Consider the following 26,994-nt stretch of genomic DNA (forward strand, 5'->3'; position numbering starts at 1 on the left):
GCAAATACCTCATAAACCGAGTACTAAAAATCAAGTAATTAACTGATTTGTAAAATGTTATACAACATAATGATTTGATTTTTTCTTATCTTTAATTGGCGTTAAAAAGATCCTCCATTATCCTTTGTCTCCAGCTGTTCATCGCCACCTTAATTAACCTTAAATCTCAAACCACTATGACTACTAAATTTGGCTTTACGCTTATGAACATCGATGAATTTGAAAATTGGCTTTCAAATTTACGAGTTGCAAGAACGATTTTGTACATCCAACAGCACCATACCTGGAGCCCGAGTTACATTCAGTTTAAAGGCAATAACCAATTTGAAATGCAAAAAAGCATGAAAGATTACCACGTTGGAGAAAATGGATGGGCAGATATTGGTCAACATTTCAGTACATTTTCTGATGGGTCAATTATAACAGGAAGAAGTTTAGAAAAAACGCCTGCTTGCATTTTAGGTTTTAATTCGAATTCTGTGTGTATGGAACATGTGGGCAATTTTGACAGGGGGAAAGATGCCATGACCGCAGCACATAGAGATACCATTATTAGAATGACGGCTGCACTTTGCAGGAAATTTGGAATCGCGGTTACCAGTAATAAAATTGTTTATCACCATTGGTTCGATTTAAGTAGCGGCGTAAGAAATAATGGCACTAAGAACAATAAAACCTGTCCAGGTACAAATTTTTTCGGCGGAAATAAAGTTGCTGATTGTGAGCAGAATTTCCTGCCTTTGGTAAGTGCAGCATTGAACGGTGCCGCAATACCTTCCCTTTCGACAACTCATACAGATGTGCTAAAGTATGTTTATGTTACTGCAGATACCTTAAATATTAGAGAAGCACCAAATGCACAGGCCAAAAAAGCCAGCGATAGAGAACCAGCTGTATTAGGTGCAATCCTTCGGGTTTTTAAGGAACAGGACGGTTGGTATAAAATTTCTGGCTCGCAAGAACATTGGGTAAATGCCAGCTTTACAAAACCTGTTACCAGGGCAACAGTAAATGCTTCAACATTAAATGTACGAAGTGGTGCAGGCAATACTTTTCCAAAAGTTGCCGCATTAACTCAAGGTCAGGAAGTTTTTATTAGAGATGAAAACAATGGCTGGAGCAAAATAAATGCAGATAACAGATGGGTTAAAAGGGAGTTTTTGAAGTTGGAGTAGTTTATTACTGAAAGCAAAAAAAAACATTTACTTATAAATCAAATAGTAATCGGATATTCTAGATTAATAGATTCCCAAACCAGCTGAACAGGATTTTCGAGTTTAAAAAATCCGTTCTCATTTAGGTATTTTTTTAAGTCATTAAAATTAGTCATACTCGATTCTGTATATTCAATAATAGCGTTTATTTTCAGATTATTAACTGCTTCGAGTGGCGTACGATATTCATCGGGCGCCATTTTATACAAAAATGCTACAGTAACAACTTTTGATATAAAACCATCTCCCTGATGCAAAAGTCTTAAATAATCTGATAAATTCTTTGCAACTATTGCAGTTGGCTCACCTGAAGAATCACTTTCGACCACTACAGCATTATCCCATATTGATTCTTCTTTAATATTGTAGAGCAAAACCATTGATCCTGATTTTGCATGCATCAAATACTTAATATTATTCTTGTTAGTTACCCGCTCCTCATAAAATAAATCTCCATCTGCATTGCGGTAATATCCAAATACCTGCTTAAAAATACTAAACATTGCATCCAAAACATGGAAAGCTTTTTTATCTTCAAAAAGTTGATCAATATCTTCCATTTGTTATGTTATTAAATTATTTAAAGGTTGATTAGCCATTTGTCGCTCTCCTTGTGTAATATTTGCTTTTACAAAATTATAAAGAGAAGTTTTATCTTGTAGATTAAGTGTTAAACCGTTCATATCATCTGCATCAATATCTCTCCATACCCTTTTTTCACCGCCTGATATTGGCATTTGCAATACATTAGATTGTATTGCAGAAACATCGGCATTAAGTTCTGAACGAAGTTCCGAAACCACAATCTGTTGAGCAGCATTTCTGGTTGGAGCCATTGCTAATCTAGGCCTTGTTCTGGTTACAAAGTTGCTGGTATGCGGAGTTGTACCATAAGTTCTACTTACACCAAAATTATGTCGATTGCTATGAAGATTTATTACAAAGGCTCCGCTGCAATGACTTCCATTGGTAAGTTGAAATATCGGATTATTCGCCAAGAAGACATCTTCACGTGTAGGTCCAAAAACCATTTCAGCTGCTGCTTTTAAAGTTGCACATTGAGGTTGATGGTCAGGAGTAACACTATCATAAGTTGGGGTTGGCACTCCTGTATATGTACCAACCGCTCCTTCATATAAATATCGAGTCCTGATATCAGCTAAAGAAGCATTCCCCATTATTTCTCTTAAAATATCCATTAATTCAACTTCTTTAACAAGTAATTGCTGATAATTTGGATTTTGTTCAATTAAGTTTTCTTGGGCTTGGTCATCTGATAGGGATTTAACATTCATTAGAAGTGGTGTAATTTGGGTATCGTAAAGCACTCTGGCTTCAGCTGCTTTTTGCTTTTTTACTGCTCCTGTTCCAGTTGTTTCAGCATCGTACTGTGCTTGTAATTGCGTAATTAATAAATTAGCTGGTCTTGGATTCGAACTGGCTACATAGAGTTCTGCAGCTCTACCTTCTCCTTGATAATACATTTCGTGATGTTGTCCGTCGGAAGCAACAAACGATCTTCGCCTGTTCCACCATCCCAAAACAGCATCCCTTACGCTCCTTCCCGCATCCATAATTGTTCCCCCAATCCTAATCGCCTGATCAATTACCCATAAAATCCCTGCATCAATACGGGCTTTTACCGATTCCAAAATTTCCTGCATTCTGGTGGCTATTCTTCCAAAGCCAAACTGATTGGCTAAGAAACCGATCATGATGGGCAATGAATTCGCTAAAATGCCTTCCAAGAAATTTGCTGCGCCTGCGATATTACCCCGGGCAACATCGGCCAGCATGGTTACATATTGGTTTATAATCCGAAGGATAGGAACAAAATATTCGGTAAAGCTTTGAATAGCCCGATAAACTGCCAAAATACTATTTACAACAGGCATAATTCCGGATATATCAAGCATGCTTAACAACCAGGCCGTTGCCTGTGCCATGATCCGTTCGTTGATAAAAGTTACAATATTTCCAATTACCGTATCCCAGAGGTTACTCAGTTGCTCTTGAATTCTTTCCCAAATTGCTGCTGGTCCACGTTCCACCACATCGGCTACGAAACTCCAGGCTCCGGTAGCCATATCCAACATTCCACGTAACCGTTGTGCCCTTTCTTCTCCGATTCTAGTCGCCAACAAATTAAAAATATTATCGATGGTTATACCTAATATCTGAAGGATGAAACTGAATATTGAACCGAAAGAAAAATCTGTTGGCGGCGTAATACCCATCGCCTGCATTTCGGCGGTTAGCCAGTTGACTACACCCGATAATAAATGTGTGCCGATATTTCCAAAAAACTGCGTAAAACCTTGCTGTAAACCGCTGAGTAGATTAATGAAAAACCCAACCGGATTTCCTAAAATATCAACAACGGCTTGCGAAGCATTGGCTAAAATTGAAACCACAAGTTCGGGAGGAATACCAACCAGGCTTAACAATTCCCTGAAGAAAGTCCACATAGCTCCCGGCAAATTACCATCAACAAAAACCTGGTAAAGGATTGTCATTACGATTTGTTGTGCCCTTGCCCAAACATCACCAATGGCCATAATCTGGCTAAACAGTGGTATTCTGCTCAGAATTTGCGCTATCAGGAAGTTTTTTATTGGGGTTCGAATACATTCGGGAATGAGCATAAACGGACCCAGGATAAAATCTCCCGCCCGGCCAGCCAAATCGCTAAGGGTATCCACAATGCGTTGCAGCGCATTAAGTATGGGGTTAATAAAACCTGCTAAGTAGCCCAATCCGTCGCTGGCCATACTAAACAAACTAACCACTCCAGTTTGTACCCAATTGCTCAAACTCAAAGCCGTGTCATTTATCCATGCGATTGCCGGTGCTGCTGCAGAAAATATAGAATTTGAGGCAACTGAACTATAAAACCCTGTAATTTGATTCACAAAGCCGCCAACATTTTCAGCAATCCACAATCCCGTATTGCTAATTCCCTGCTGTACTTCAACAATTTTGGTTTGCACTGCAGGCAGGATAACATCTCTTAAAGAGGCCTGTTGTGCCTGTGCCGCTATTCCTGATCCATCATCGCCCATGGCACTTGCCATACCATTTACACCCGATGCAAAATTCGATACGCTATCACGCAAATTCATGATGGCTGTAAGTGGCAAAATATCCATTACCCTGGTAGCAATTTGCTGTACGGGCTCAATAACCGGGCGAATGGTTTCCTTTATTCCTGTCCACGCTTCCTCTGCTTTGCCTGTTACCCATTGAAGAATGCCATTGGAGTTTTCGGCACCCGAACTATCCGCACCGATGCCCAAGGTAGATTTTACCCAATCCCAAGCCATGGCACCATACTCACGTACTGGCGAAGTCCAATCCCAAATGCTTTGACCAATACCTTGCATCCACGCCCATACATCGCTGGCTGTTTGTCCGAGCCAATCGACTACAGGTGCACCAAATGAGCTCCATAAACCAGAAAAGAAATCGCCAATAGGCCGTACAAAATCGGTTAATCCTGCCCATGCATCGGTAGCAATGGTGGTGATTACATTTTTAAGTTCAGTTACGGCAGCCAATAGTGGCGCACAATCTCCGGAAATTAGTGCCTGCATAATAACCGAAACCCGCTCATAAAGCAGCGAGAATACTGAAATTAAATTGGTCACAAAATTGCCAACCGCCGGGAATCTATCGAATAGGAGATTCAAACTCGTCATGAGTTTTTCCCTTAAGAAACCTAAAATGCCTTTACTGCTGATTTCCCTAAGCAATTGTACAAATGCTGCCGGAGCAATTTCTTCTACAATTTCCCAGGCACTTTCTGCCAGCCAATCACCAAGATCCCAGCGCTGTACTTTTTCATCGCCACAAGCACAGCGGTCAATTTTTTCTGGTGCATCAACCTTGCGCAAAACTTTTTCTTTTTCTTCGGTTTTTCGCTGCACAGTTGCGCCCTGCTGTATGGTGTGTGTAAGTTCATGCGCCAGTAAGAATTTTCCGCTCGATGAATTGGGATTATATTCTCCCTGGTTAAAATAAATATCGTTACCTACGGTAAACGCCCTGGCATTAACATGAGCTGTCATTTTTGCGGCATGGGCATTATCGTGAATTCTTACGCTAGAAAAATCGGCACCCATTTTACCGCCCAAATCAGAATTTACATGAGCTGGAAGATTTGAGCCCGCACCCTTGGTTGAAGCAATGCCAGATTGAACCGTACCAGGAGCAGTTCCGCCATTGGCAAATGATGTGCCGGCTTTCGCTTGTAAAATTTCAGGCTGATCAATCCCTTTTAATTCTTCTTCCTTACGGGAGATTTTTTCTTCATTTTCACAATTTTTGCACTGACGCTGAACATTCATAGCTGCTCCACTACCAATTCCTCCCATCACAAAGCCAGCATTTGAAGGCATTCGCATCACTTTTTCGGCCACCTGATCGGCTTGCTTCTCCTGAGGATCATTAACTGCTCCAATCTTTAGCTTCGCTTGAACACAGCTGGCGCCTGGCCGGTTGTGTGTAACCGACTTAAATGATGGATTGCCATATGCAAGTGCAGCGCCCATAGTTTACATGGTTCGTCCTGATTTTTTAAGCTCAATCTTTATGCCTTCTAAAATATCTTTTTGCCTGATTGCTGTAGCTCCATCTTTTAGCATTTTCAACGTGGCGTAACGCACTACATTGATAATGACCCCGCCAGAAAGTTCATATTTATCGGCGATTTCACTGAGCTTAACTTTTGGCTCCAATTTGGTCATTTCAGAAAAACTTTGTTTCCATAGCTTTAACCGTTGATCTACATGCGGAATTGGAAATTCAACAATGGATTGAAAACGCCGTAGAAATGCCTGATCGATATTTTGCTTAAAATTACTAGCCAGGATAACCAAACCATTATGATCTTCTATTCGCTGCAATAAATAACTGGTTTCCTGATTGGCGTAACGATCGCGGGCATCGCTCACATTGGTACGCTTGCCAAAAAGGGCATCTGCTTCATCAAAAAACAATATCCACTGCTGGTTTTCAGCGGCATCAAAAACCTTTGATAAATTTTTACCCGTTTCACCAATGTATTTACTTACAATGCGGCTCAAATCAATCCTATAAACCGGAAAACCATGCTTTTTACCCAACAGTGCTGCCGCAAGAGATTTGCCTGTTCCTGGCTGACCAAAAAACAATGCCCTAAAACCGGGTTTTAGTTTTCGCTTTAAGGCAAATTCGTTCATCATCGTATCGTTATGTGCTAGCCAAGTTTCAATTAGTTCAAGCTGATCTAAAGTATGTAGTGGCAAAACCAAATCATCAGGCTCCATTTGAGTTTCAATGAGCTGCGCCGGAAACTCTGTTGAAAACCGAGGCCTGCTCCTCTCTCCGGTTGTAAACTCTTCAAACCAATTTTTATTAATATGCAGCGGAATACTGGAAACAGGTTCACCAGGCGGAAGCGGTTCATATTCCAGAACATCCAAGGCAAAAAGTGGATGTTTGGCATCAAAAAGTCTTAATAAATCAAATCTAAGTGCCAAATCATCTGCAGCGATGATAAACAAAAAAGTTTCTGCGGTAGGTAAAAAGCCACTAAAAACATTGCCTTTCCTTCCACCAAATTCTGTAAATATCTGTCCGGTAACTGAATTCTGGACGAGAAAAATATCGAGACACTGGGGTTTAACCTGACTTACCATCGCCAGAAAAAGTAATAGTCGTTCTTCGAAACTAAACTGATGATCAGCTATAAACTGACCGTACTTTGAATGGCATTCTGTTAAATCAGGTGGTTTAACATCAAAAACAGAAGTGCCTACCGGAACATTGCCAAAGTTTATGGCACTGCGAAGTTGCAACACTTGTTCAAACCAAATCAACTCAGTTTGAATAGCTGCAGCATTGGCTTGTAAACCCAGCTTTACCAATTTACCTGTATTAAATAGTTGTTCCATGGTAATTTTATCATTGATAATCCCCAAGGCAATCGATCTAATAAAATATCGATACCTTTCCTTTCCACAGTTAAATTCCAGTTGCTTTCTTTATAATGCAAACTTCCGGTTCTGATTAGAAAATTCTCTGACAAACCGCTGGATGAAGTATTTCCAAGTGCATTCCAATGTAAAATAACTGCCTTTTTTAAGTTTTCAGATTCTTCAATTTCCTCTGCAGAAAAAGTAAGCTTATCGAGTTCAATAACAGCTTCAGGCGCTAGACCACATATAATTTTATTAAACAAAAGCTGGCTTTCATCCTCCGGATATTGCCCATACACCAAGTAATGAAGGTAAACAACTGCCTTTTGCCGCGAAATATCATCTTTAAAATCATCCCGTTCAAGCCATTTCAAGCTTTCGAAAAGTGGTTTAATAAAAGGATGAATGATACTTAACCCTGCATTTTCAATTATCAGAGATTCTAATAAAAGCTTTTTAGCAATCGGTTGCTGTGAATCAACGCTGAGCTTTTTCTCCAAGAGAGGAATTGACTTCTGGTCATTGCTTTTAATGGCTGAAAACAAAAAATCAGATAAAACCGCTAGATGCTCGTTTGTTTTTTTTGATTTCGGTGTTTTTGCAACAAAAAGACTGAAAATTTCAGCTACTTCTGGTTTAATGGCTTCGTCACTATTAACAAATTTAATTAACCAATTCCCGAAATGCTGTTCAATATTAGCCTGAACTGTAACGATTTCGCTTAACAAAAAATCAACCATCTTTCGAAATAAAGCAGGTTTAACGGTAGATTTAAAATAATTTACAAATTCATCAGTTCGGTTTAAAAGCAGGTATTGATCGAAAAAAGTGGATTTGTTTATCAATTGTTTTAAGCGACGATAAGTAAACACATCATCCTTAACCGAATTGATGAATTGTTCAAAAAGTACGGTATCGAACTTATATAAATTTAGAAGAATTTTTACAGGTTGAAATGCTTTGGATGATGAAATCCACCAAGGTTTTAAACCCGTTTCACAATAATATACCAATGCTTCATAATCATCGATATGCGTTTCAACCCGATCAGAAATCAGGTGGTGACTTCGCATCGATTTTCGCGTAAATTGTCCTGCGTTTTTAAGAAACCGAAGCTGTTTTTTATTTAAATAAAACTCATCGGTAAGTCTTCGTAACTTATATTCTTTCAATTGATTAAACAATTGAGATAGAATTTGTTCTTTCATTACCGCTGTTAGTTTATTTAACGGAACATTTCCAAGATTTAAGTTTAATTCATCGATACGAATGGTTTCAGATAACGAAACCTCATCGAAAACCGAATTGAACAAGTCAGGCAATTCACGGCTACAAAATTCTCCAATTTGAGCTTGTACAATAGACCAATCTTGCTGACTTTCGACCGTAAGCATCATTTTTTGTGAATGGATGATGTGGTTGCTCATATTTTTTATATTATATCCTTGAGAGGAAATCAAAATTTAAAAATTCTTCATCATCAACAATTGTTACCTGACTTGTTCTCAGCAGATTATCATTGACCTTTGCGGTAACCTCGTAATTACCCGGCGCTAACTCAAAACTATAGGTTCGCACCGTGAAAGACTGTTCTTTAATTAATTCTTTACCACTTCTCACGCTTATGGTATAGGCCTTGGCACCACGAACATTGCCGCTTAAAGTGTAAGTTTGTTTTGCAATACTGCCAATGGCAATGAAGAAACTTAATTTCGCAGTACCCACCTCTTCCCCGCTAATTTTTTCTTTGATTACGTAATCAAATTCATCTAGCGCAATCATCTGTGTTAGTGTTTTGCGATCAATTTTTTTTGGATCTAAAGTATAAACCAGCACTTGTCGTCTCTTGTCTGGCAGGGGTTCATAAACTTCTTCCTCGAACTTTACCGAACCAAATTTTGGTTCAGATTTTATTGCAATTTCGTAAAAATCGGGATGGTATAAATTATTCAGAATCTGAATTTTAGAAATGGTTTCCCGATTTTGATTATAGGCTACAATTCTTGAAATTGGCACTGCAAGTGGGGTCAATTCCCTATGCGTAACGTCTTTCGGGTTGCAGTCGCAGCAGCCATCATCTTCGTAAACCGTAAAGTCGGCAATTAGATTTGAGCCCAGGTTTTTTAATCCACTATCTCCAATTTTAGCTGCTAAAGCATCAAACTGCTTATTAAATTTGGTTTCAAAATCATTTAGAAAACGATCGCGAATCTTTCTTTTCGATGTTAAAATCATTTCTTCAGGCGCACCTTCTTTTTCATCTTCAATGGCTTTACGTTTTAGGCCAAGCAAATCAAGACGCCCCTGATATTCTTTTTGAATTTCAACTTCTTCTTTTGTTTGCTTGTCAATTTCTTCGGTAATGGCCTTACGTTTGTGCTCTAAATCAATCTTCAAAGCCCTCGAAACTTCGTTAATTTCTTTTGTTTCGTCTTTTACTGCACTCTTACGTAAAACATTAATCTTATCGGCAAATTCTTTGTTAAGTGAATCTTCTGCTTTGGCAATAGTTTCGCTATTGGTTGTTCTAAATAGCGTCCGTTTTTTAACAACAAACGCTGAATTGAGGTCATCCTCTGCTTTTTTAAGTTGTACATCATTTAAAACGATGCGATTTTTTACCTCAGCTACTTTTACTTCTAGGGCTTTATCTATTTCCACTTCTGCCCGCCTGATGTCTTCATTTTTTGTCAGAATTACATCCTTAATGGTTTGAAGTTTTAATTTGTAGGTTGCGTGTATCGCATCTTCGGCCAACTTCAACTCGTGGAGTTTCTCGATCTTACTATTGCCTAAAGAAACAGGCGGCCTGGTAATGAGCTCAGCTTCTTTCCCTGTATGATAAAGCAACAACAAAGTGTTCCCTCGTTCCACTCCAGCCAAATGCTCTACCGCGGCATCTTGCAGGTAATCGGCCAACGATTTATTGACCTTAATATTGGAATTACGCTGTTTCCTCACATCGGTTATTGTACCAATTGTAACATAAGGACGCATCATCAGCACGTTCAAAGCCCGGTGAATTAAACTTCCAATCATCAAATAGGATAACAATTCCCTGTCTTTTTCTCGGTTTATGATCGTAACAAGCGTTTTCATGGCATCTACATACAAATCTAGAAAACCGGTGTAACGCTTCTTAAATTCATCCTCTTTGAAATCGAAAAATTCCAACGGCAAAAAAGTTATAATTTCTTCAATATTGTTATTTAATCTGGCAATCCAATTTAAAACATCTTTTTCAATTTCATCCTGAGCGTCCTCAGCTTTAACTTTTACGGTTGTAATTTTCGTATAATCTGTGCGGTTGATTTTTTCTGAAACTGTTCCGAACTTCACGAAATTTTTATTGAGGGCAGTAAAGGTTTTAAGCCTTTCGTTTGTAGTATCAGAGGTTGATGGAGCAGGCTCCGGGGCTGTTGCCTGCGGTGTTTCAACCTTTTCGTTCCCCATTACATTATCGAAAGCATCCTTTGCAGCTTCCACCACATCATCAAATTTTCCTGCCATGCTTTCGGCGATATTGCTGTATTTAATGAGGTTATCCAAATAAAATAACATAAGGTTTCGCCAAGCCAAATACTGAGAATCGAGATCAGGGTAGCGACAATTACTGCTTACTTGAGCTCCAACCCCCATAAATATTGAACGCACTTTGAAAGGCAAATTAAACTTACGTTGCAAACGTTTGTATTGTAGCACAGCGGAGGCCTGATCAAGCGCTAAATGGCCTTCCGTCCGAAAAAAATTCTGATCATTGAGATTATAAAATAAAGGTGCAGCTAACTTGCCTAAACCATATTCCTGGGCTTCAATTGGTAACTGACCATGATAGCTCAGAGGCTTGCCGTTGTCGCAACCATGACATAGTGATTCATTCCAAAATTTATCGAAACTGCTATTGTTGGGGTCGAAATAAATGGGAAATGCTCTTTTTCCAATATTTTGCCACTTTTCCCTACTCGGTGTTACCAAAACACCATTTTTGCTTTTGCTATCCTGCGGATCTAAATATCCATTAAGCATGGCTACAGTTCTTCCAAAAATGCATACCACTTTTTTACTCCAATCTTTATATTCATTGAAAAATGGCGAGTATTCAAATTCCTGACGATAAACCGAAGGAGGACAATCTGAAGCGCCCAGCATTAGATGCATTGGAAAAGCATCAGCATTTGGCAAAAGCGAGCTGTTTAGGTGCATGGCTGCGCAACGAAGCTCTTCATATGATTTGATAACATCTTCAAAAGCATCGTAGATATACTGAAAACCATAACCAGTTCCGCTTAGGTACTTTGTAGAAAGGTCAATTAGCCTATTTTCCCATGCTGAATTAATAGCGCCAAAATCTAAACCCTCGAAATGCTGTTGTAGCACAGGAAGTTCTTTATAAATTATTTCAAGTTGTTTCAGTAAATTTCCTAAAATTGCTGCTACAGGGCTTACATAACAGTTGATTAAATCTGCATAATTTTTAGCCTCAAGCGCTGTAACCAAAGCTCTTGGATAATTTATAGTTTCGAGATGATATAAAGCTGGATACATTGCTCCGCCACGATTGGCATTTGCGGTATTGATTTTGTTTAAATCTTCTTTCGTAACCAGTAATTTTCTTACGGTGAAAGTTTTCTCAACACCTAAATCATCGCAACTTTTACCCAGGCAACTTTGAAGATTTTTAGTGGCTGGTTCTAAAAAAAGTAAAACGATGTAATTACTCAAAATCAAACCCGGATCAATGAGTTTAGCTCCGGTTTCAGCTGCATTTTCTGCGGTAAGCAACTCAATGAATGTTACATCGTTACCAGTCGAATCCATGAAGTATGGATAAATTAATCCTTCCGGGAGTTTATATTCCTTATAATGCGTTAATGCACATTCACCTAAAGAAATCAAAAAACCCCATGACGTAACGCCCAAACCCTTAGCAATATTAACAACATTTGAATTAACATTCACTTCAAGTCCATAAGCAATACCACGCCCGATTAATCTGGTTCTGGTAAGCCTGCTTTCCTGTAAGAGAAAATCTTGCATGGTGTTAAGCTGCCCAGCGGTTAGCACTTGATTTTCTTCGAAAACGGTGGTGGTATTAATGAGTTCCATAGCTTAGATTAGTTAAAAAATGCCAATGTTAGTTTGATTGAGGATAAGCGTATTTTTTTGGGCTTCGTTTTCGTTACAACTATGCAACTTGCCTGATGGATAAACGCTTCTTAAATGCTGTATTATGTTCATAAAATCATCAAGCGCCTTTACCCTGTTAGCATCGTCAATGCTCGGTGTATTGATTTGCATGAGCCAGTTTTTATAAGCTTTTTCAAACTGACTCATTTGTAAAGGACTCACCCAACAAATGTTCATCGTAATATGTGCCGGACTTTCTTCACGCAAGGTTTTTTCAATAAATAACCTGAAATTCCGGTCTCTAAACCGGTCAGGCCAATATGGCAAAACTGCAGTCATTACGAAGCTGTAGGTATCACTAATTTTGCATTGTTCGCAGTCTACATCGGTATGAATATTAAGCAACTTATCATAAAATTGCATTTTAGGACGCAGTAGCAAATGCTCTATTAAGTGGATTCCTTCCCTATCAATAAACACCCGATTAAAAAAATGAACCATTTTTTGCACTGCTGTCTTTTCCTGACCTGCCCTTATTATCACCGTTTTGGGCGAAATACTTTTTATATTAAAATATTTGTTAATTAATATTTTAGCATCACCTTTATGATTTAATACTATAGATGAAACAATGGTAGTTTGGTTATTATCGAAGGTGATTTTCAATACCTTAAAATCATTTAAAATCACGGGAGATTTTACAAAAGTCATTTTATCACCAACATCAATCCTGGAAGTTAAATCGATATTATCAAAAACCAATTCTCTGCCATTATCGCTTATTAACGCATCAAAAGTTTCTGTAAAACATATTTTTCCATCAGGGTAGTTATTAGGAAATGTTTCGTTGATCTCAATTTTAATATTGGGGCCACTAGCAACTGTATTTTTTACGGTATAAGTTCCATTGTTTGATAAGGAATCAACTACGCGTAATGCTGGAGTAAAAGCACTATCTTCAATAATTTCGGCTAACGGCCGATTGTAATTTTTCTCCTGATGTTTACCAATGGTATTGCCATAGATGTCGAATACTTCAAAGTGATAGTTCGGTTCATAATTAATTATATTTTGAGGTTCGAAACGATAATAGTCTTCATCAGCAGCAAAACGGATCAATTTCCAGAGCAGGGTTTCTTCAGTATTATGGGTGGTTTCCGCATCATCAAGGCCACGAACTTCCGGCCCCTCTAAATCACCTTTAAGAATTACTTTTCTATTCGGATCTTCCTTCGGTTTATCGAATAACTGATATTTAATTTTATGCAGATAAGGGTTTGTGGTGGTTACCACAGTGTGCGACAAAATTTCGAAATAACTCCTGATTGGCGGTGTTAAGTTCTTACGATTCGACAAATTATGATGATACAATTCGTTACTACATAATAAGATATGATCGTTGATTAACGCCTTAGCAGTGGTGATTGATAAAGCAGTATTTTTACTAACCGCAATTGTATTTTCTGCGACCAAATCGTCAAATAGCACAACTTTATATTTATTTGTAGCTGCGCCAGGCACAATTTTATAATTATTTGGATGAACACCGGCACAAATCATTTTCTCCATTTCAGCTTTGGCAGACCGTTCATCTATGAAAGAACTGGCACCTTGAAAATGAATTTTGGAGCCAACTTTAGTATCTATAGTCCAATTAACTACGCCTTTTAAAATTCTGAATGAGGCAGAAAAATGTAAATCATCTACTTTTTTCGGATCGATTCCTAAAAGTGAACTCACCCGTTTTTCGTAACCGGATACATTTTGGTAAAACCAGCATAATTCATTTTTATAATTGAAAGCTTTGCCACGGTTCCGGCTAATTTCTGGATAAGCATTTAGGAAGGAAAGTTTGTCTTTAATTAACTCTGCCCCTGCTTTTTGACCATCAATTGTGTAAGCTATTAGTGCGTAATCGCTAAACTGTTCGCAAAAACGGGCCAGTAAATGATCTAAAAAACGATTTTTTCTCTCTTCAAATTCCCCTTTACTTTCGGTAATTGCCTGCAGTTTAGTGGCGTAATCTGATGTGAATATTTCCTGGTCTTTCGCATTTGGCACCACCTCATTTAATTCCGAATTCAGTGGCTCGCTGAAATACGATCTTTTTAGCAAAGGCTGATCATACTCATCAAGCTCCTGATTTAAACTAAACAAAGATTTTAAGCCATTTACCTGCTGAAGATAACCATAAAGTAACTGATCGAAAAAGGAGAGGAAACCTTTAAATTGTTTTGCGTTGGTTAGTCGTTCTTGCCTAGCTGCTTCATCTTTCGGCAAGTTTGGAATACCCTCAATCCCTACTCCATATACCAAAGGAAAATCCTGCTGAATGGAACTATAGTCTGTTGTTTCTCGCCAATTTCCAATTGGCAAAGATCTGTCTAACACCGGATTTGCTGGGTAACGTTTTCGGGCTGCTGAAAATAATTTGTTTAATTTTACCTGCATATCATCTTGATCGAAAGCGAACGGAAGGCTGCTCTTGTAGAACGATAAATTTGAACCGTTTGTTGATAGCCTAGGCACATAAAATTGATCGACCGCAAGTGACAAACACCATTTAACACTTTTTTGCGCAATTGCACCATCATCATCTTCAGGGAAATTAGCCAGTTGTAAGCCACTAACAGAACGCACCACTTTTTTACCATCAATCTCCGTATCCATAATGATCTGAATGATATCGCTCACGCGAATGGTGCATTTTTGTTCTGACGCATCTAGTTCATCATCATCAATAAAGCCATGTTCCAAAGCTGGTCCATCAAAAATGTCTTCTGTTGATTTCCCCTTTGCTTTCATATCAGGCAAGCTGTAGAAATACACATCAGGTGATAAAAATCTGGAGATTTCAAAGTAAATTTTAGCTGCAACGGTTGCTGCATCAGCAAAAGGATCAATCTCAATGTCACCACAAATGGCTATTCCCTCTACCTTTAATGCCCGGGAATTGAAATAGTCCTCGCAAAGTGGCCGATTATCATTCAGGCGATCTCCTGCTTTTCTGATAATGCTTTTGATAATGGCAATCTTCGATTTATATTGTTGTACAACGCCTTTAGGGTGCGTAAAAATAAAGTGATCAATTGCATCATTGAGCTGATTCAAATCAGGTATATCGACCGGAACGCCAGCAATAGTTTTAATACCTTTTAAGGTTACAGCGCTACCATCAATGTTGCTATTCCAAAGCAAATAACCTGTTGGCAGTTCATCAAATTCGAGTTTTAAACTTTTTATATTCGAAATGATAGATGGATCGTTATTAAAATCAACGCCCACATCATCCCAACGGGGAAAATGAATGGTGATCCTGATTTCCACACCATCTAATAATGGATCAATAAAATCTCGCACTACATAAGTTCCAGATAGTGCATTTGAATTTAAATCGCCATGTTTAATGGATTGATCAAACTCAAACAAAAAATTGTATAATCCTTTTACAAAAAAACCATCTTCATCTGTAACGGTTGGGGAATAATCGAGTTTTTCTTTAACCTTATCTACATAGAGTTTCATTTCTGAATCTGTGGCAGGCATAACCCAGGCGTTCTTGATCCCGAGTATTTCTCCATCAGCCACAACCGCAACATCCATTAACAACTTACGAAAATCTTTTAAGGTAACAGGAGCATTATGCAAGATCTGCCTCGCAGTATAGAAATTCTTAAAATCAACATCGCCTTCGGTTTCCGGATCATTCGCCAGTAAATCCTGCATCTCGAAAGTTAAGCGATAACCCAGATCGGTAATGGCATAACAAAGTGTTTCGAGTGTGGTTACTCCTGGATCATGCAAATTATAATCTGTCCAGATGTTTTTGCTCAGTGCTTGAATCCTTTCCAAACCAATCTCCCGCAGCCTGTCAAACTGCATGCTTTCCAAAGGCAGATCATTTTTCGATATGGTTTTTAAATCATTCATCAGTTACATCCACATTCATTAATCGGAACAAATTGTTTATTCGATTTAATCAAGTTGTCATCGCAGTCAGCACATGAACAATCAGGATTTTCAAAACCAGATAAATCATTGATATTTAGAATACTATGATCAGAAAAAGAAGTTAAAATGCTTGCAGCCGTTGCAGCTTCAGCCCGCTCTATATCTTTTGTAGAGATATCTTCTAAGCCTGCCGGCCTGATTAAGAACATCTTAAAACAGGTAATATAATCTACATAACTCAGCTTTTCCAACTGATAAATCAGAGTCGATTTTTCAATTTTCCCGCCAAATTCGAGCTGCATAGCTGTATCATTTGTCCATGGTGCCAATAATGATTTTATTCTTTCCTTTAGGCGTGGTAAATAGATATTATCTGCATAACCATCCTTCAGTTTAACATGAAAGTGCAGCTTGATCTGTTCATAAATGGGGTTATGAACTTGCACCTGCGCAAAGGCTGATTTTTTCTGATTAATGAAATTTTTAATTTCGTCAAGGGTGTTTTTCGAAACTTTGGGTTGCAGCGGATCTGGGGCATTCGTGACGGAAATATCCGGAACAGCAATAATGGTGATAGCACCTGGTGACAAAGCATTATAACCAGCAACATTGCCATTAAAAATGGTGTGACCAATACACTTTACGGTGTAAACGTTAGCAAACTTCGCCAGAATCAAGCGTTCATAATCCCACAACGTGATGGCCCTTCCCTTATGCCGTAGTTGTTCACTAATTCTTAAATAATAGTCATTACCTTGTTCGGCAGGCTTACCATTAAATGAACCAAAGGGCTGCATTATTTTCTTGACCGCAGCATCTGGTTCTTTTAGCTTACTAATTACTCCTGGTTCAATGGAAAGCTTTTCGGGAATCACATCATCATATAAATTGAATTGTGCTTCTGCCGCTTGAGCGGTAATTGAGATAATGTCGCAAACTGCCAATACATCTTTTTCTACACTTGCCCGTAACCAGCAATAACCACCAGGCATCAAGCTATTGGTACTATTTGCCGTTGCTGGAATCCTTAAGGTAATGATACCAGTGGTTAACAGCCCGTTTGTTTGTTCTCTGAGAACAGCAGAATTTTCAAAATCTCGCCAAACATCATTATGGAGGTACGACCATTTTACAATGGCTTTACTGTAGTCAGGATTCGAACTACCTTCACTCACCTGAAACAACAAACTAATATTTTGTGGCGCAATGGCATCAACCAGCCCAATATATAACTCTCCTTCATTTTTTAAGCTTGGCAATAAATAAGCTAAACCCTGGTCTGCATTTGGAAGTACTTCAGCCTGACCAAATGGTGCGATATGGAATAATTTGTGAATTTGATTAACACCAGCTTGAGTCGTTGCAGCTAAATCTATCTGGGCTTCAACAGTATAATCTAAACTCAAATTCTGAATAAGCGGTGTGTAAGGCGAATTAGGCAATTCTATGCTTGATAAATCTTCCTTTACGTTATTTAAAATGGCACGGCTATAGGCTAGTTGATAATCTGCATGCCCAAATTTGCCATTAGTAAACTTCAATTTTACAAAGCCACGTTCCGTATTCAAATCATAACCCCCTCCGGCATCAGTATTATAGTTGGGTTTCAGTTCACTGGGAATGGTTATATCCGTATTAAACTGCGCAACAGGAGCATTGGAATCTCCTGCACCAAAAAGATTAACTTTCTGAGGTGTATTTGGCGCTAGCGGAATCCAACTCCTATAATCTAAAAAGGTAATTTCGGCTTTGAAACTGGAGTTATTTACATAGTTGCTGAAAAGTTTCTGGATTTCTTGCTGCTGCCAATATTTAGGTATTATACTATACATTTGCGTTGAAAGATTGCCAACTGAAACATTCGCACTTAGTGTTTTCGAAACTGGTTGAACATCCATCACAGATTTGACTGACTCGTTTTGCATTTGTGAAGCGGCTTCTTTTTTATCGGAAGACGATGCCAATGAAGCATTTTGCACCGTCACGATAGGCAGAAACTCAAATAATTTTGCCGGTTCAGCGTATGATTTGTAATAATTATTGAACGCCATGGCCGGCAAATTCAAAAACTCAAAATTGAGTTTTAAGCTTGAGAGTTTATGCTGGAATACCTCGGTATTACCAATATAAAAATTTGCACCAATGGTTGGTATTGACCCAAAGAGTTCCATAGGCTTCGAGGCATCGAGTTTTCCCAAACTATTTTGAACCAAGAGATGCTTAACGCCCTTTACATCAGTTTTTATCTGAACCATTTCCAATGGAGCAAACATTAATGATTGGTAAAGCCCATCAGTTGGATTCAGCTGTATTTGGATGACAGGATAAATTGTTTTGTATGCTTCTAAATGAAGTTTTGGGTTATAATCAACGATTTTTTGATGGCTTTCATTAGCAAACAAAACCAGTTGCAGGGATTTACTTGTGATGTTAACTGAATCTACACTAATTTCTTCCCATCCTTTCTCCGCACTTGCCAAAGCTTTAAAATTCGCTTTCGTGAGTGTTGATATTATCGTATTGCCTGCTGCATAGGTGATGGTAATTATAATTTTGCGCTGACCTTCAGCCAGTCTGAATAATGGTGAACTTATGGCGAATCCGATCTGTTCTTTTTCTCTTTTACTGTTTCCAAATGCTTTCCAGCTTTTATCCTGATTGATGATTTCGCCACCCATACCCTCTCCGGAATTTGCAACCGGCGAAATCCAGATATTACTTTTTTCAGAATCAACTCGTATCGATTTTAAACTGCCGACTTTCGCCTGGCTGAAACTAAACTCAGACAGCAATTGATAGAACTGCTCTTTTTTATCCTTGTTTTTCCCAGCTTTAAATTCAGTTTTTTCCTTTAGCACATGTTGCGAAATGTGTTTAGCCAGTTCGATGGTTAAATAAACCTTATCAGGCGAGGCAGGTTTCTTTTCGAAGCCTAAAACGGTTTCGTAAAAATAATTAAGGTGTTTGGCCGTAAACTGGTTGAGATCCCGCTGTGCGATAGCATACAGCTCTAAAAATGCGTCAAAAAGCGCTAAGTGTGGCGCTGTTAAACCATCATCTCTTATTTCATTGATGTTAAAAACTGTTTTCCAATTGCTTTGATGCGGCACCTCATCATAGTAATGATAATTCACATAAGCGCTTAATCGCTCTGCAAATTGATAAAGCGCTGATTTACTTCGCTCATCAATGGCAACAAAAGAAGCATCCAACGCTTTGGGCAAGCGATTTAAACGGTTTGTGCCGTTTCTTGGTGCGCTATTTTTGTTGCAGTTTTTACTCATTTTTTAAAGATTTGTTCCTTCATTTAAATAGTATGGGTAAACGATGTTATTCCTCGTATTTGTGCTCCTGATCGTATATTCTACAACCAGATTAATAATTCCACTTTCTTCGTTTTTAAACACATCCAGTTTATCTAGCTTAATCCGGGGTTCATAATAGATTATCGCCCGCCTTACTCGTTCCGTTATCCGGGTAACCAATGTTACATTTATTGGCTCAAACAGCATATCATCCAGGTTGCAACCATATTCTGCCTGCATTATACGCTCGCCAACCGCTGTTCCAAATAGTATTTCAAGGCTCTGGTTAATATCCAAAAGCTCACTTGCCATACTTGTGGTAAACCGGTCTGAATCGACATACTTGTTAATTTTAGGTGGAAAAGCCCAACCTGTTCCTAAAAAACTACTTTCTCTTTCCATAACTATCCAATGGTTACTGTAGGGCAACCTACTACAGCCGATGCTCCACAGCCGCACACATCTCCGGTTCTAATCGCAGGCTTGCCGCCAATCGTTACCGTTGCACTGCCTGCTACAAACGGACTGGCTGGTATGTGGCCTGGTGGCGGTATAGCGCAGGTATGCATATCACCAACTACCGTTGCCGGCATGCCCCCGACCAATACGGTTGCTACTCCAGGTCCTGTTACCAAACCGCCATGATTGGTTACATCTGTTGTTCTTACTGCATTTGGCATCTCTAATTAATTTGAACCATACTTCCTTTAATTTTTGTAACCGCTGAAGAGCTCAACTCTACTCCGCTACTTCCTTCTAACTTAAGTTGTGCATTACTGGTTAGCGATATATTGCTACCTTCTATTTTAATATCACCACTAGCTTTTAACTGTAAATCTTTACTGCTTTCGATGGTAATACCGCTATCGCTAGTTTTTATTTTATTTCCGTTTTGATCTTCAACGGTAATTGATTTTTCATCCTCATTGAGTGTAAATTTGTTTCCAGCCGGTGTTTCAATGCTGATGATTTTTTTATCATCATCGAATAACATCGTCATGCCGCTTCTGGTCTTTAAGCCTTTTTCATGATTATCATCCTGGTATTTCAAATGAGGCAGATGTGCGCTACTGTATAATCTGCCTAAAATTACCGCATCTCGGGGATCATCATTGATAAAACCGATGATCACCTCATCATCAATTTCAGGATTCCAAACCCAGCCACGATCTTTGCCAGCATCAACCGTAGCTAATCTTGCCCAAATACCATCTCCGGTTTTTTCAACTGTGGGCAGTCTCACCCTAATGCGACTTTCTCCTTCCGGGTCCTGTTCCAGCTGGGTCACCACTCCAATTTGTAGACCATTTACTGGCGGAATTATGCCGGTGGCTGGTTTTTCCACCACATCATCGAACTTATAATGATGAAGGGCTTTATCCAGTCCAAACTGTACGTGACTGTACCAGGCCGCCTCGCCCGAGTATGAATGAATGACACCTGTTAGCAGGCATTTACCACTAAACCGATCGCCTATTCCTTTCAAATCCACAATTATTCCTGGCTTGAGTTTATTATCGCCCAAAACCCTAAAGTTTCCAATTATTCGATTGAGCCTGCTCCTAAATAATTGTGCAGTTGCCCACTCAGCTGATTCCTCGGCTGACAGATTCCCCGAATGAAAGGAACTGCTGTTTTCCCATCCAAGTACTTCTGCCAATTCATCTCCAGAAAAATTCCCCTGCTGTGGCAAGGATTTAGCATTTGAGGTGCTTTCTGTAATCTCCTGATTGGTGTAATTCCAGTTTTGTGTAATCACCTCCGGGTATTGCGTCCTGGCATCCATCTGTGCCTCAAAATCATAAATATTACTACCATAGGTGTATGTTGCTGTTGCCGCTTGATTCACATCAGGCCCGGCGATGACTAACTTTCCAGCATCTGCAATAACCAAAGCACTATTTAGTTCAGCCCGGGTAACTATAAAATCCCAATTGCTGCAATTGAACTGAACCAGCTGTTTATGCTTTAAGTGCAGATTATTTAATTCATAAGTGAGTCCGCTTTGGCTTAAAAGTTCTTCGATCACATCGCCGTCACTCATTTCTTCCCAAATTTTATTTTTTCTTCCGGCAGTAAGTTTAATCGACTTGTCTCTGCATTCTATCTCTAAGATGCTGCCCTCTTCATTAGCCTTAATCGTCTGACTGATAATCAAACCCGCAAAAATCAACTCATCTTTACCATCATAACCTGCAGAAATTGAAATTTCGGCACCGGGAACAAAATCTGCACCATTGCTTAAATCAAAATTTTGTGCAGCAGCACTTCCATCCATTACAACCACCCTGGCTTTAGGAATAGTATTTACGATATTGGTGACTGTAATTTCCAATATCCCAACAGCATCAGATAATGGCTGGCCTCCGATTTTTATACTAAATGACTGCACTCCCATGTTTTGTGGCATATCTTAAAATTTTTCAATCGGTGGAAAGGAAATACGCTGTCCCTGTTTTAACTTTCTGAAATTATTTAATTTGTTCGCTCTGGCAACCTCCAAATAATATCGATCGGTTTTATAGATGTTGTATGTCATCAATGGCAACGGACTATCGCCTTCAACATTTCTGAAATGTGTTAAATCTGGAGAATTTCTTTGCAATTCGTTGGATTGCTCCACTAATGACGTGTAGCTGGTAAAAGTACAATCTGTTTTCGCCCGTAAAGGCTTACCCGTATTATCGAACAACGTATAGGTAACCTTTACCGCAGTGAGCATGCCCTGAAAAGTCAATTCTCCCCAATGGATTTTTAAATAGTTAGGTTGATGCGTATCATCCTTAATTTTAAAACAGGTATCTATAAATTTCTCTATCACCTTGTGTACCGTTTTATCTCTCTGGATATCAGATTGAAAAGCAGAATTACCTGAATAAGATGCTGAAGTTGCATCCCATAATAAATCGAGTTTTAATTCCTTTCCTCTTGAAGATTTAAATTGACCCACACTATCAGCAGCATTCGCAGGGGCACTATTATCCAACTCGTTTTTATATTCAATAAAATAAGTATTTGGGTTGTACAAAACCTTAAAACTTTCTACGGGCGAACCTGAAAAATTATCGGTGGGATAAACATCAATGATGAGTTTTTCCAAATTACCGAGTTCTCCAAAAAGCTGACTAAGTGCCATAATTACCTTTCGTTTTTATTTTTAACCTGTTGCTTCAATTCTTCCAGTGCTTTTTTCATTTTCCGGTCGGTAGCTGTTTGTCCTGATGGGCTTGCAGGTGCTGAGCCGGCAACATTATTGGTCACCGTTGCCGTAATGTTAAGTTCTCTTATTTCAACTGGCATATCTTTAAATATCTATTCGTCTGAAATATTGATGGGCAAATTCAATGCTTTCAATTACGATTCCGTTTTGCTGGGCATTAAAACCTTCAACAGCCCATTTTATTGGGTAGGCATTTACAAAATTCCAGGCCTGCAGCGGAGTATGGTCTTCGTTTAAAAGGATTAACGTAATGTCTCTGGGTTTAAACGTAAAAGATTCAACACTCTCTTTAAACCACTTCATCGCTGAAGAACCGATCAACATGCCTCGTTTAAGGGTGAGGTTGCTATAGGTGATTGCCGTTGGTAGTTTATGCGCAAAGCGATTTTCACCACCCTCCTTATATTCCTCTGTGGCAATATTTGCCTCCAAACCTGTTACATCTGTAAAACCAATATCCGGCATTCCCGGATACTGAAGTTCAAGTCCTTCAATACGAAGCAAAAAATGAAAACCTACCGGAGGATATTTCGCAACCATAACAACTGCTATGTAAATTCAATACTCAAACCCTCGTGTGCAAGCTCTACCGTTTCTATAGCCACTTCATTCCCTGTTGAGTTAAGCGTGGGCCCATCAACCTTTGATGGCCATGCGTTTCGTACTTTCCAAACCACAACAGGTTCATGGCTCTCGTTAAGCAGGCTGATGGTTAAATCTCTACGCTCAATTTTATTTAAGCTTACGGTATTAAACCATTGAAAAAGTTCATTATCACCTTTAGTAATGCCTCTTTTCATTGAAATTGCTGCATACTGTTGCATGCCAGGCATTTTGGTAACGTGGTACTCTGGCGAGCTACCTTCACGGTAGTCGATTGACTGCGTTTCTACCGTTAAACCACTAACCTCCGTGAAGCCAATTCTTGAGCCGCCCCATTCCACTTGGAAGTGAAAAACCGGCAATGGATAATTATTTGCCATAATATTTAGATTTATAATAGGTTATTCCTGTAATTTATGTGAGAATTTCAGAATGATAAATTCTGCCGGGCGAACCACTGCCATACCAATCTCGACATTCATTCTTCCCTCAAGTATATCAAGTGAAGTCATCGTAATGCCTAGCCCTATTCGAACGAAAAATGCATCATCAGGCTTTGCTCCTTGCAACGCACCTTGCCGCCATAACTGATTAAGGAAATTTTCGCACATGGCTTTAACCCGTAGCCATGTATTGGCATCGTTAGGTTCGAATACCACAAATTCAGTTGCTTTTTTGATACTTTCTTCCACAAAATTGTAAAAGCGCCTTACCGAGATATACCTCCACTCATTATCATTTCCTGAAAGTGTTCTTGCACCCCAAACCAAAGTTCCTTTGCCGGTAAAAAAACGGATTACATTAATTGATTTTCCTGTAGTCGGATCGATATTTAAATTTTCCTGCTGTTCGGCGGTTACCCTTACCGAGGGACCAGTAACCATCCTTAAACTTTCATTTGCGGGTGCCTTCCATACGCCACGGTTACTATCAACCCGGGCCATTACACCAGCTACTGCCCCCGATGGAGGTAAATCGATAAAATTCTTATCAATTTCAGCTTTTAAAAGCCGATAGGTATTCAGGTCGATTGCTTTTATGGCTGATAAACTTTTCCCATCATAAGCCCCATTGTGTTTGATGAGGATATCATTTTCATTGTAACCGTAGTTCAGTGTACTTTGTAACCATGGATAATAAACGCAACCATATTTTAAATCGGCAGTGCTCACATCATCCCTGATAATTTTAGCATCATCATGTGGAACTGAAGAAAGCTTCCAGGCATCGAAAATGGCAATTCGATCTTGCAGCCTATTGCATAAAGCCAGGGCGCTATCGTACAAATCCTTATACCCCGATTTGGAAGCAGTATTTTTTTTGTGTCGATCGGTAAAGATCAGTAATGTTGGCTCATCAACCTTTGCAACTGCCGCCAAACAAGCACTTCCTTCTGGATTATCAAAATCTGTGGTATAGCTTCCGCTTGAAACAATATAGCAGGGGCCGCCGCCATTTCCGAAATACATTTGCAAAGTATAATACATGTACATGCCACTTGCCGATTCTTTTCTGGCATTACAGGTAATCGCTCTGTTTTGTACTTTGCCATCAACAATCACATCCTGTATAGTGGGTAAACCAGTTGTTTTAAATACTTCAGCCTCTGAATTTGGCCCACCAAAATACTTTTGATAATCTAAAAAAGAAGTAATCCGAATGGGTGTAGGAAGTTTATTTACACCTGGGAAAATATCGTCTCCATTTTCATCTTTAGCAATTTCTGTTCTACCCATAAAAGCTGGTATAGCCGTTTCAACCGGAGCCACAGATGCAGGAAGTTTACTGATTTCCTCAATATAAACGCCTGGGGTTTTATAGTTCTTTGCCATTTTTTAAGATTTTGCTAATAAATGAGAAAATTTCAAAATGATAAACTCTGCCGGACGAACCGCAGCCATTCCAATTTCGATGATCAATCTGCCTTCCAGAATATCGAGCGAGGTCATGGTGATGCCTAAACCAACGTTGACGAAGTAGGCATGTTCAGGCTTTGCACCGGCCAGCGCTCCCTGTCGCCATAACTGATTCAGAAAGTTTTCGCACATGGTTTTCACCCGCAGCCAGGTTTTGGCATCATTTGGTTCAAACACCACAAACTCGGTTGCCTTTTTAATGCTTTCTTCTACCATGATGAAAAGTCGCCTCACCGGAACATATCGCCATTCGTTGTCATTTCCCGCCAAGGTTCGGGCGCCCCAAACCAAAGTGCCTCTTCCTGCAAATTTCCTAATGGCATTGATACTTTTACCTCCGGTTGGATCAATATTTAAATAGTCTTGTTCTTCATCGCTTATGGATACTACAGGTTTATCTACGGTTCTGATACTTACATTTGCAGGCGCCTTCCACACGCCACGTTCGTTATCAACTCTGGCCATCACACCTGCCATCATGCCGGACGGATAAAGCGGAACCGTATACGCATTTAACGCAGCTTTGATCTGATTAAACAGCACAAAATCCACATTATCGAAACCTCCGGTTAAGGTTGGTGAATCTAATTTCACAGCAATTGCTCCGCCTTTTGGGTCATACACGATTGAAATATTGTTTCCGCTAGTGCCAGCTTCTAAAGCAGTAATGGTAACTACCTTACCTACTGATTCGGCATTAACCAATAACTTCAGATCGTTGTGCGCAACGATGGCATCCTTTAAACTTTTTGCTGTCGCCGTTGTGTTGCCGTCGATCGCGATTCCATCCGTTCCAAATGTTAGGCTGATGCCAGCGATGCTAATCGACTGGTTTTCTGTCGGGACAGCATCTATCGTGACTTTTGTAGTTGCTGCGATAGCTACTTGCGCTGCAGGTTTAACCACATCGGTAATGGGCTTTTTTGTATCTCCTGAAGATTTATAAATACCTGCGTTGTCACCGCCACGGTTATCCTTTGTAATTACGATATTTTCATCAGCAGTACGGTTGTAGATTGCACCACTTTGTATTTGCGGATAGTAAACCGCACCGTATTTTAAATTATCTGAACTGATAAAGTCGCTCCTAAATTTATCAGCCACCGAAATTGGTGTAGTTAGGCTTGCCTGTGGTGCATCAAGAACGGCAAACCGATCTTGCAGCTTGGCGCATTGGGCGAGCATGGCATCATTTAGTTCCTTTATTTGCGAGGCAGAAGATAAACCTACAACCTCAGGAATAACCAATAAGGTTATTTCATCTTCCTTTTCGCAAGCATCTAATCCGTTTTTTAATTCTGATTTATCCAACGCAGGCACCGCTTTAAAAGTTCCGGTAGAAATGATGAAACATGGGCCACCACCGTTTTCATAAAACATTTTCACGTGGTAATAAAGCAAATAGCCTGATAATGTGCTTGCTGGGGAAACTACAATTTTTGGTAATGCTGAGCCATTTTCGGGGTTTTCTATCGTTATTTCCAGTACTTCTGGATATGCAGCGCCAAAATGTTGTTCAAATTCCAGTAAGGAGGTGATGCGCAATGGCACATTGACATCAAACGGAATTCCGTTTTTTTCTCGCTTTGCGGTATAACCAACAAAACCCGGTATTGCAGTTTCTACTTGTGCAATGGAAGGAGGAATTGTTGAAATTTCTTCAACATAAACCCCTGGATGTTTATATGTTAGCGCCATATC

Annotated in this window: 17 protein-coding genes; 1 reads left to right on the forward strand and 16 read right to left on the reverse strand. The window is 39.3% G+C overall.

Annotated elements, in window-relative coordinates:
- Positions 1 to 176: 176 nt before the first annotated feature.
- Positions 177 to 1,175 carry an SH3 domain-containing protein gene (locus tag R2Q70_RS17485; protein WP_316808834.1) on the forward strand — a complete coding sequence of 333 codons (999 nt, stop codon included), beginning with the start codon at positions 177 to 179 and terminating at the stop codon, positions 1,173 to 1,175.
- A gap of 38 nt (positions 1,176 to 1,213) precedes the next feature.
- Here R2Q70_RS17485 and R2Q70_RS17490 read toward each other — a convergent pair whose 3' ends face one another.
- From R2Q70_RS17490 to R2Q70_RS17565, 16 genes are read right to left on the reverse strand one after another with little or no spacing between them, the layout of a single operon-like run.
- Complete coding sequence (locus R2Q70_RS17490) at positions 1,214 to 1,774, reverse strand: hypothetical protein (RefSeq protein ID WP_316808835.1); 561 nt, start codon at positions 1,772 to 1,774, stop codon at positions 1,214 to 1,216.
- 3 nt (positions 1,775 to 1,777) lie between these two features.
- A complete protein-coding gene (locus R2Q70_RS17495; RefSeq protein WP_316808836.1) occupies positions 1,778 to 5,764 on the reverse strand; it encodes a DUF4157 domain-containing protein in 3,987 nt (1,328 codons plus the stop codon).
- A 3-nt stretch (positions 5,765 to 5,767) separates the two neighbouring features.
- The gene (locus tag R2Q70_RS17500; protein WP_316808837.1) at positions 5,768 to 7,147 is read right to left on the reverse strand and encodes an ATP-binding protein; all 1,380 of its coding nucleotides are present in this window, start codon (positions 7,145 to 7,147) and stop codon (positions 5,768 to 5,770) included.
- Complete coding sequence (locus tag R2Q70_RS17505) at positions 7,114 to 8,598, reverse strand: contractile injection system tape measure protein (protein WP_316808838.1); 1,485 nt, start codon at positions 8,596 to 8,598, stop codon at positions 7,114 to 7,116. Before R2Q70_RS17505 ends, R2Q70_RS17500 begins: the two co-directional genes overlap by 34 nt.
- A 10-nt stretch (positions 8,599 to 8,608) precedes the next feature.
- Positions 8,609 to 12,277 (reverse strand): hypothetical protein, encoded by a 3,669-nt coding sequence (locus R2Q70_RS17510; RefSeq protein ID WP_316808839.1) that lies wholly within the window; start codon positions 12,275 to 12,277, stop codon positions 8,609 to 8,611.
- 12 nt (positions 12,278 to 12,289) lie between these two features.
- The gene (locus tag R2Q70_RS17515; RefSeq protein ID WP_316808840.1) at positions 12,290 to 16,228 is read right to left on the reverse strand and encodes a hypothetical protein; all 3,939 of its coding nucleotides are present in this window, start codon (positions 16,226 to 16,228) and stop codon (positions 12,290 to 12,292) included.
- Complete coding sequence (locus tag R2Q70_RS17520; RefSeq protein ID WP_316808841.1) at positions 16,228 to 19,533, reverse strand: hypothetical protein; 3,306 nt, start codon at positions 19,531 to 19,533, stop codon at positions 16,228 to 16,230. The genes R2Q70_RS17515 and R2Q70_RS17520 overlap by 1 nt, the downstream gene beginning before the upstream one ends.
- A 3-nt stretch (positions 19,534 to 19,536) precedes the next feature.
- Positions 19,537 to 19,956: a GPW/gp25 family protein gene (locus tag R2Q70_RS17525; protein WP_316808842.1), complete on the reverse strand. Its 420-nt coding sequence runs from the start codon at positions 19,954 to 19,956 to the stop codon at positions 19,537 to 19,539.
- Positions 19,957 to 19,958: 2 nt separating this feature from the next.
- The gene (locus tag R2Q70_RS17530) at positions 19,959 to 20,234 is read right to left on the reverse strand and encodes a PAAR domain-containing protein (RefSeq protein WP_316808843.1); all 276 of its coding nucleotides are present in this window, start codon (positions 20,232 to 20,234) and stop codon (positions 19,959 to 19,961) included.
- Between the two features lie 2 nt (positions 20,235 to 20,236).
- Entirely contained in the window at positions 20,237 to 21,964 is a 1,728-nt protein-coding gene (gene vgrG / locus R2Q70_RS17535; RefSeq protein WP_316808844.1) for a type VI secretion system tip protein VgrG, read from the reverse strand.
- 3 nt (positions 21,965 to 21,967) lie between these two features.
- The gene (locus tag R2Q70_RS17540; RefSeq protein WP_316808845.1) at positions 21,968 to 22,690 is read right to left on the reverse strand and encodes a hypothetical protein; all 723 of its coding nucleotides are present in this window, start codon (positions 22,688 to 22,690) and stop codon (positions 21,968 to 21,970) included.
- Positions 22,691 to 22,692: 2 nt separating this feature from the next.
- Entirely contained in the window at positions 22,693 to 22,854 is a 162-nt protein-coding gene (locus R2Q70_RS17545) for a DUF5908 family protein (protein WP_316808846.1), read from the reverse strand.
- A gap of 4 nt (positions 22,855 to 22,858) precedes the next feature.
- On the reverse strand, positions 22,859 to 23,314 hold the full coding sequence (locus R2Q70_RS17550) for a phage tail protein (protein WP_010602701.1): 456 nt from the start codon (positions 23,312 to 23,314) through the stop codon (positions 22,859 to 22,861).
- Between the two features lie 8 nt (positions 23,315 to 23,322).
- Positions 23,323 to 23,757 carry a phage tail protein gene (locus tag R2Q70_RS17555; RefSeq protein WP_316808847.1) on the reverse strand — a complete coding sequence of 145 codons (435 nt, stop codon included), beginning with the start codon at positions 23,755 to 23,757 and terminating at the stop codon, positions 23,323 to 23,325.
- Positions 23,758 to 23,778: 21 nt separating this feature from the next.
- Entirely contained in the window at positions 23,779 to 25,209 is a 1,431-nt protein-coding gene (locus R2Q70_RS17560) for a phage tail sheath family protein (RefSeq protein ID WP_316808848.1), read from the reverse strand.
- Positions 25,210 to 25,212: 3 nt separating this feature from the next.
- Positions 25,213 to 26,991, reverse strand: a complete 1,779-nt coding sequence (locus R2Q70_RS17565) for a phage tail sheath family protein (RefSeq protein WP_316808849.1) — start codon at positions 26,989 to 26,991, stop codon at positions 25,213 to 25,215.
- Between the last annotated feature and the right edge of the window lie 3 nt (positions 26,992 to 26,994).

The sequence above is a fragment of the Pedobacter agri genome (genome assembly GCF_032678665.1).
Lineage (GTDB): Bacteria > Bacteroidota > Bacteroidia > Sphingobacteriales > Sphingobacteriaceae > Pedobacter > Pedobacter agri_A.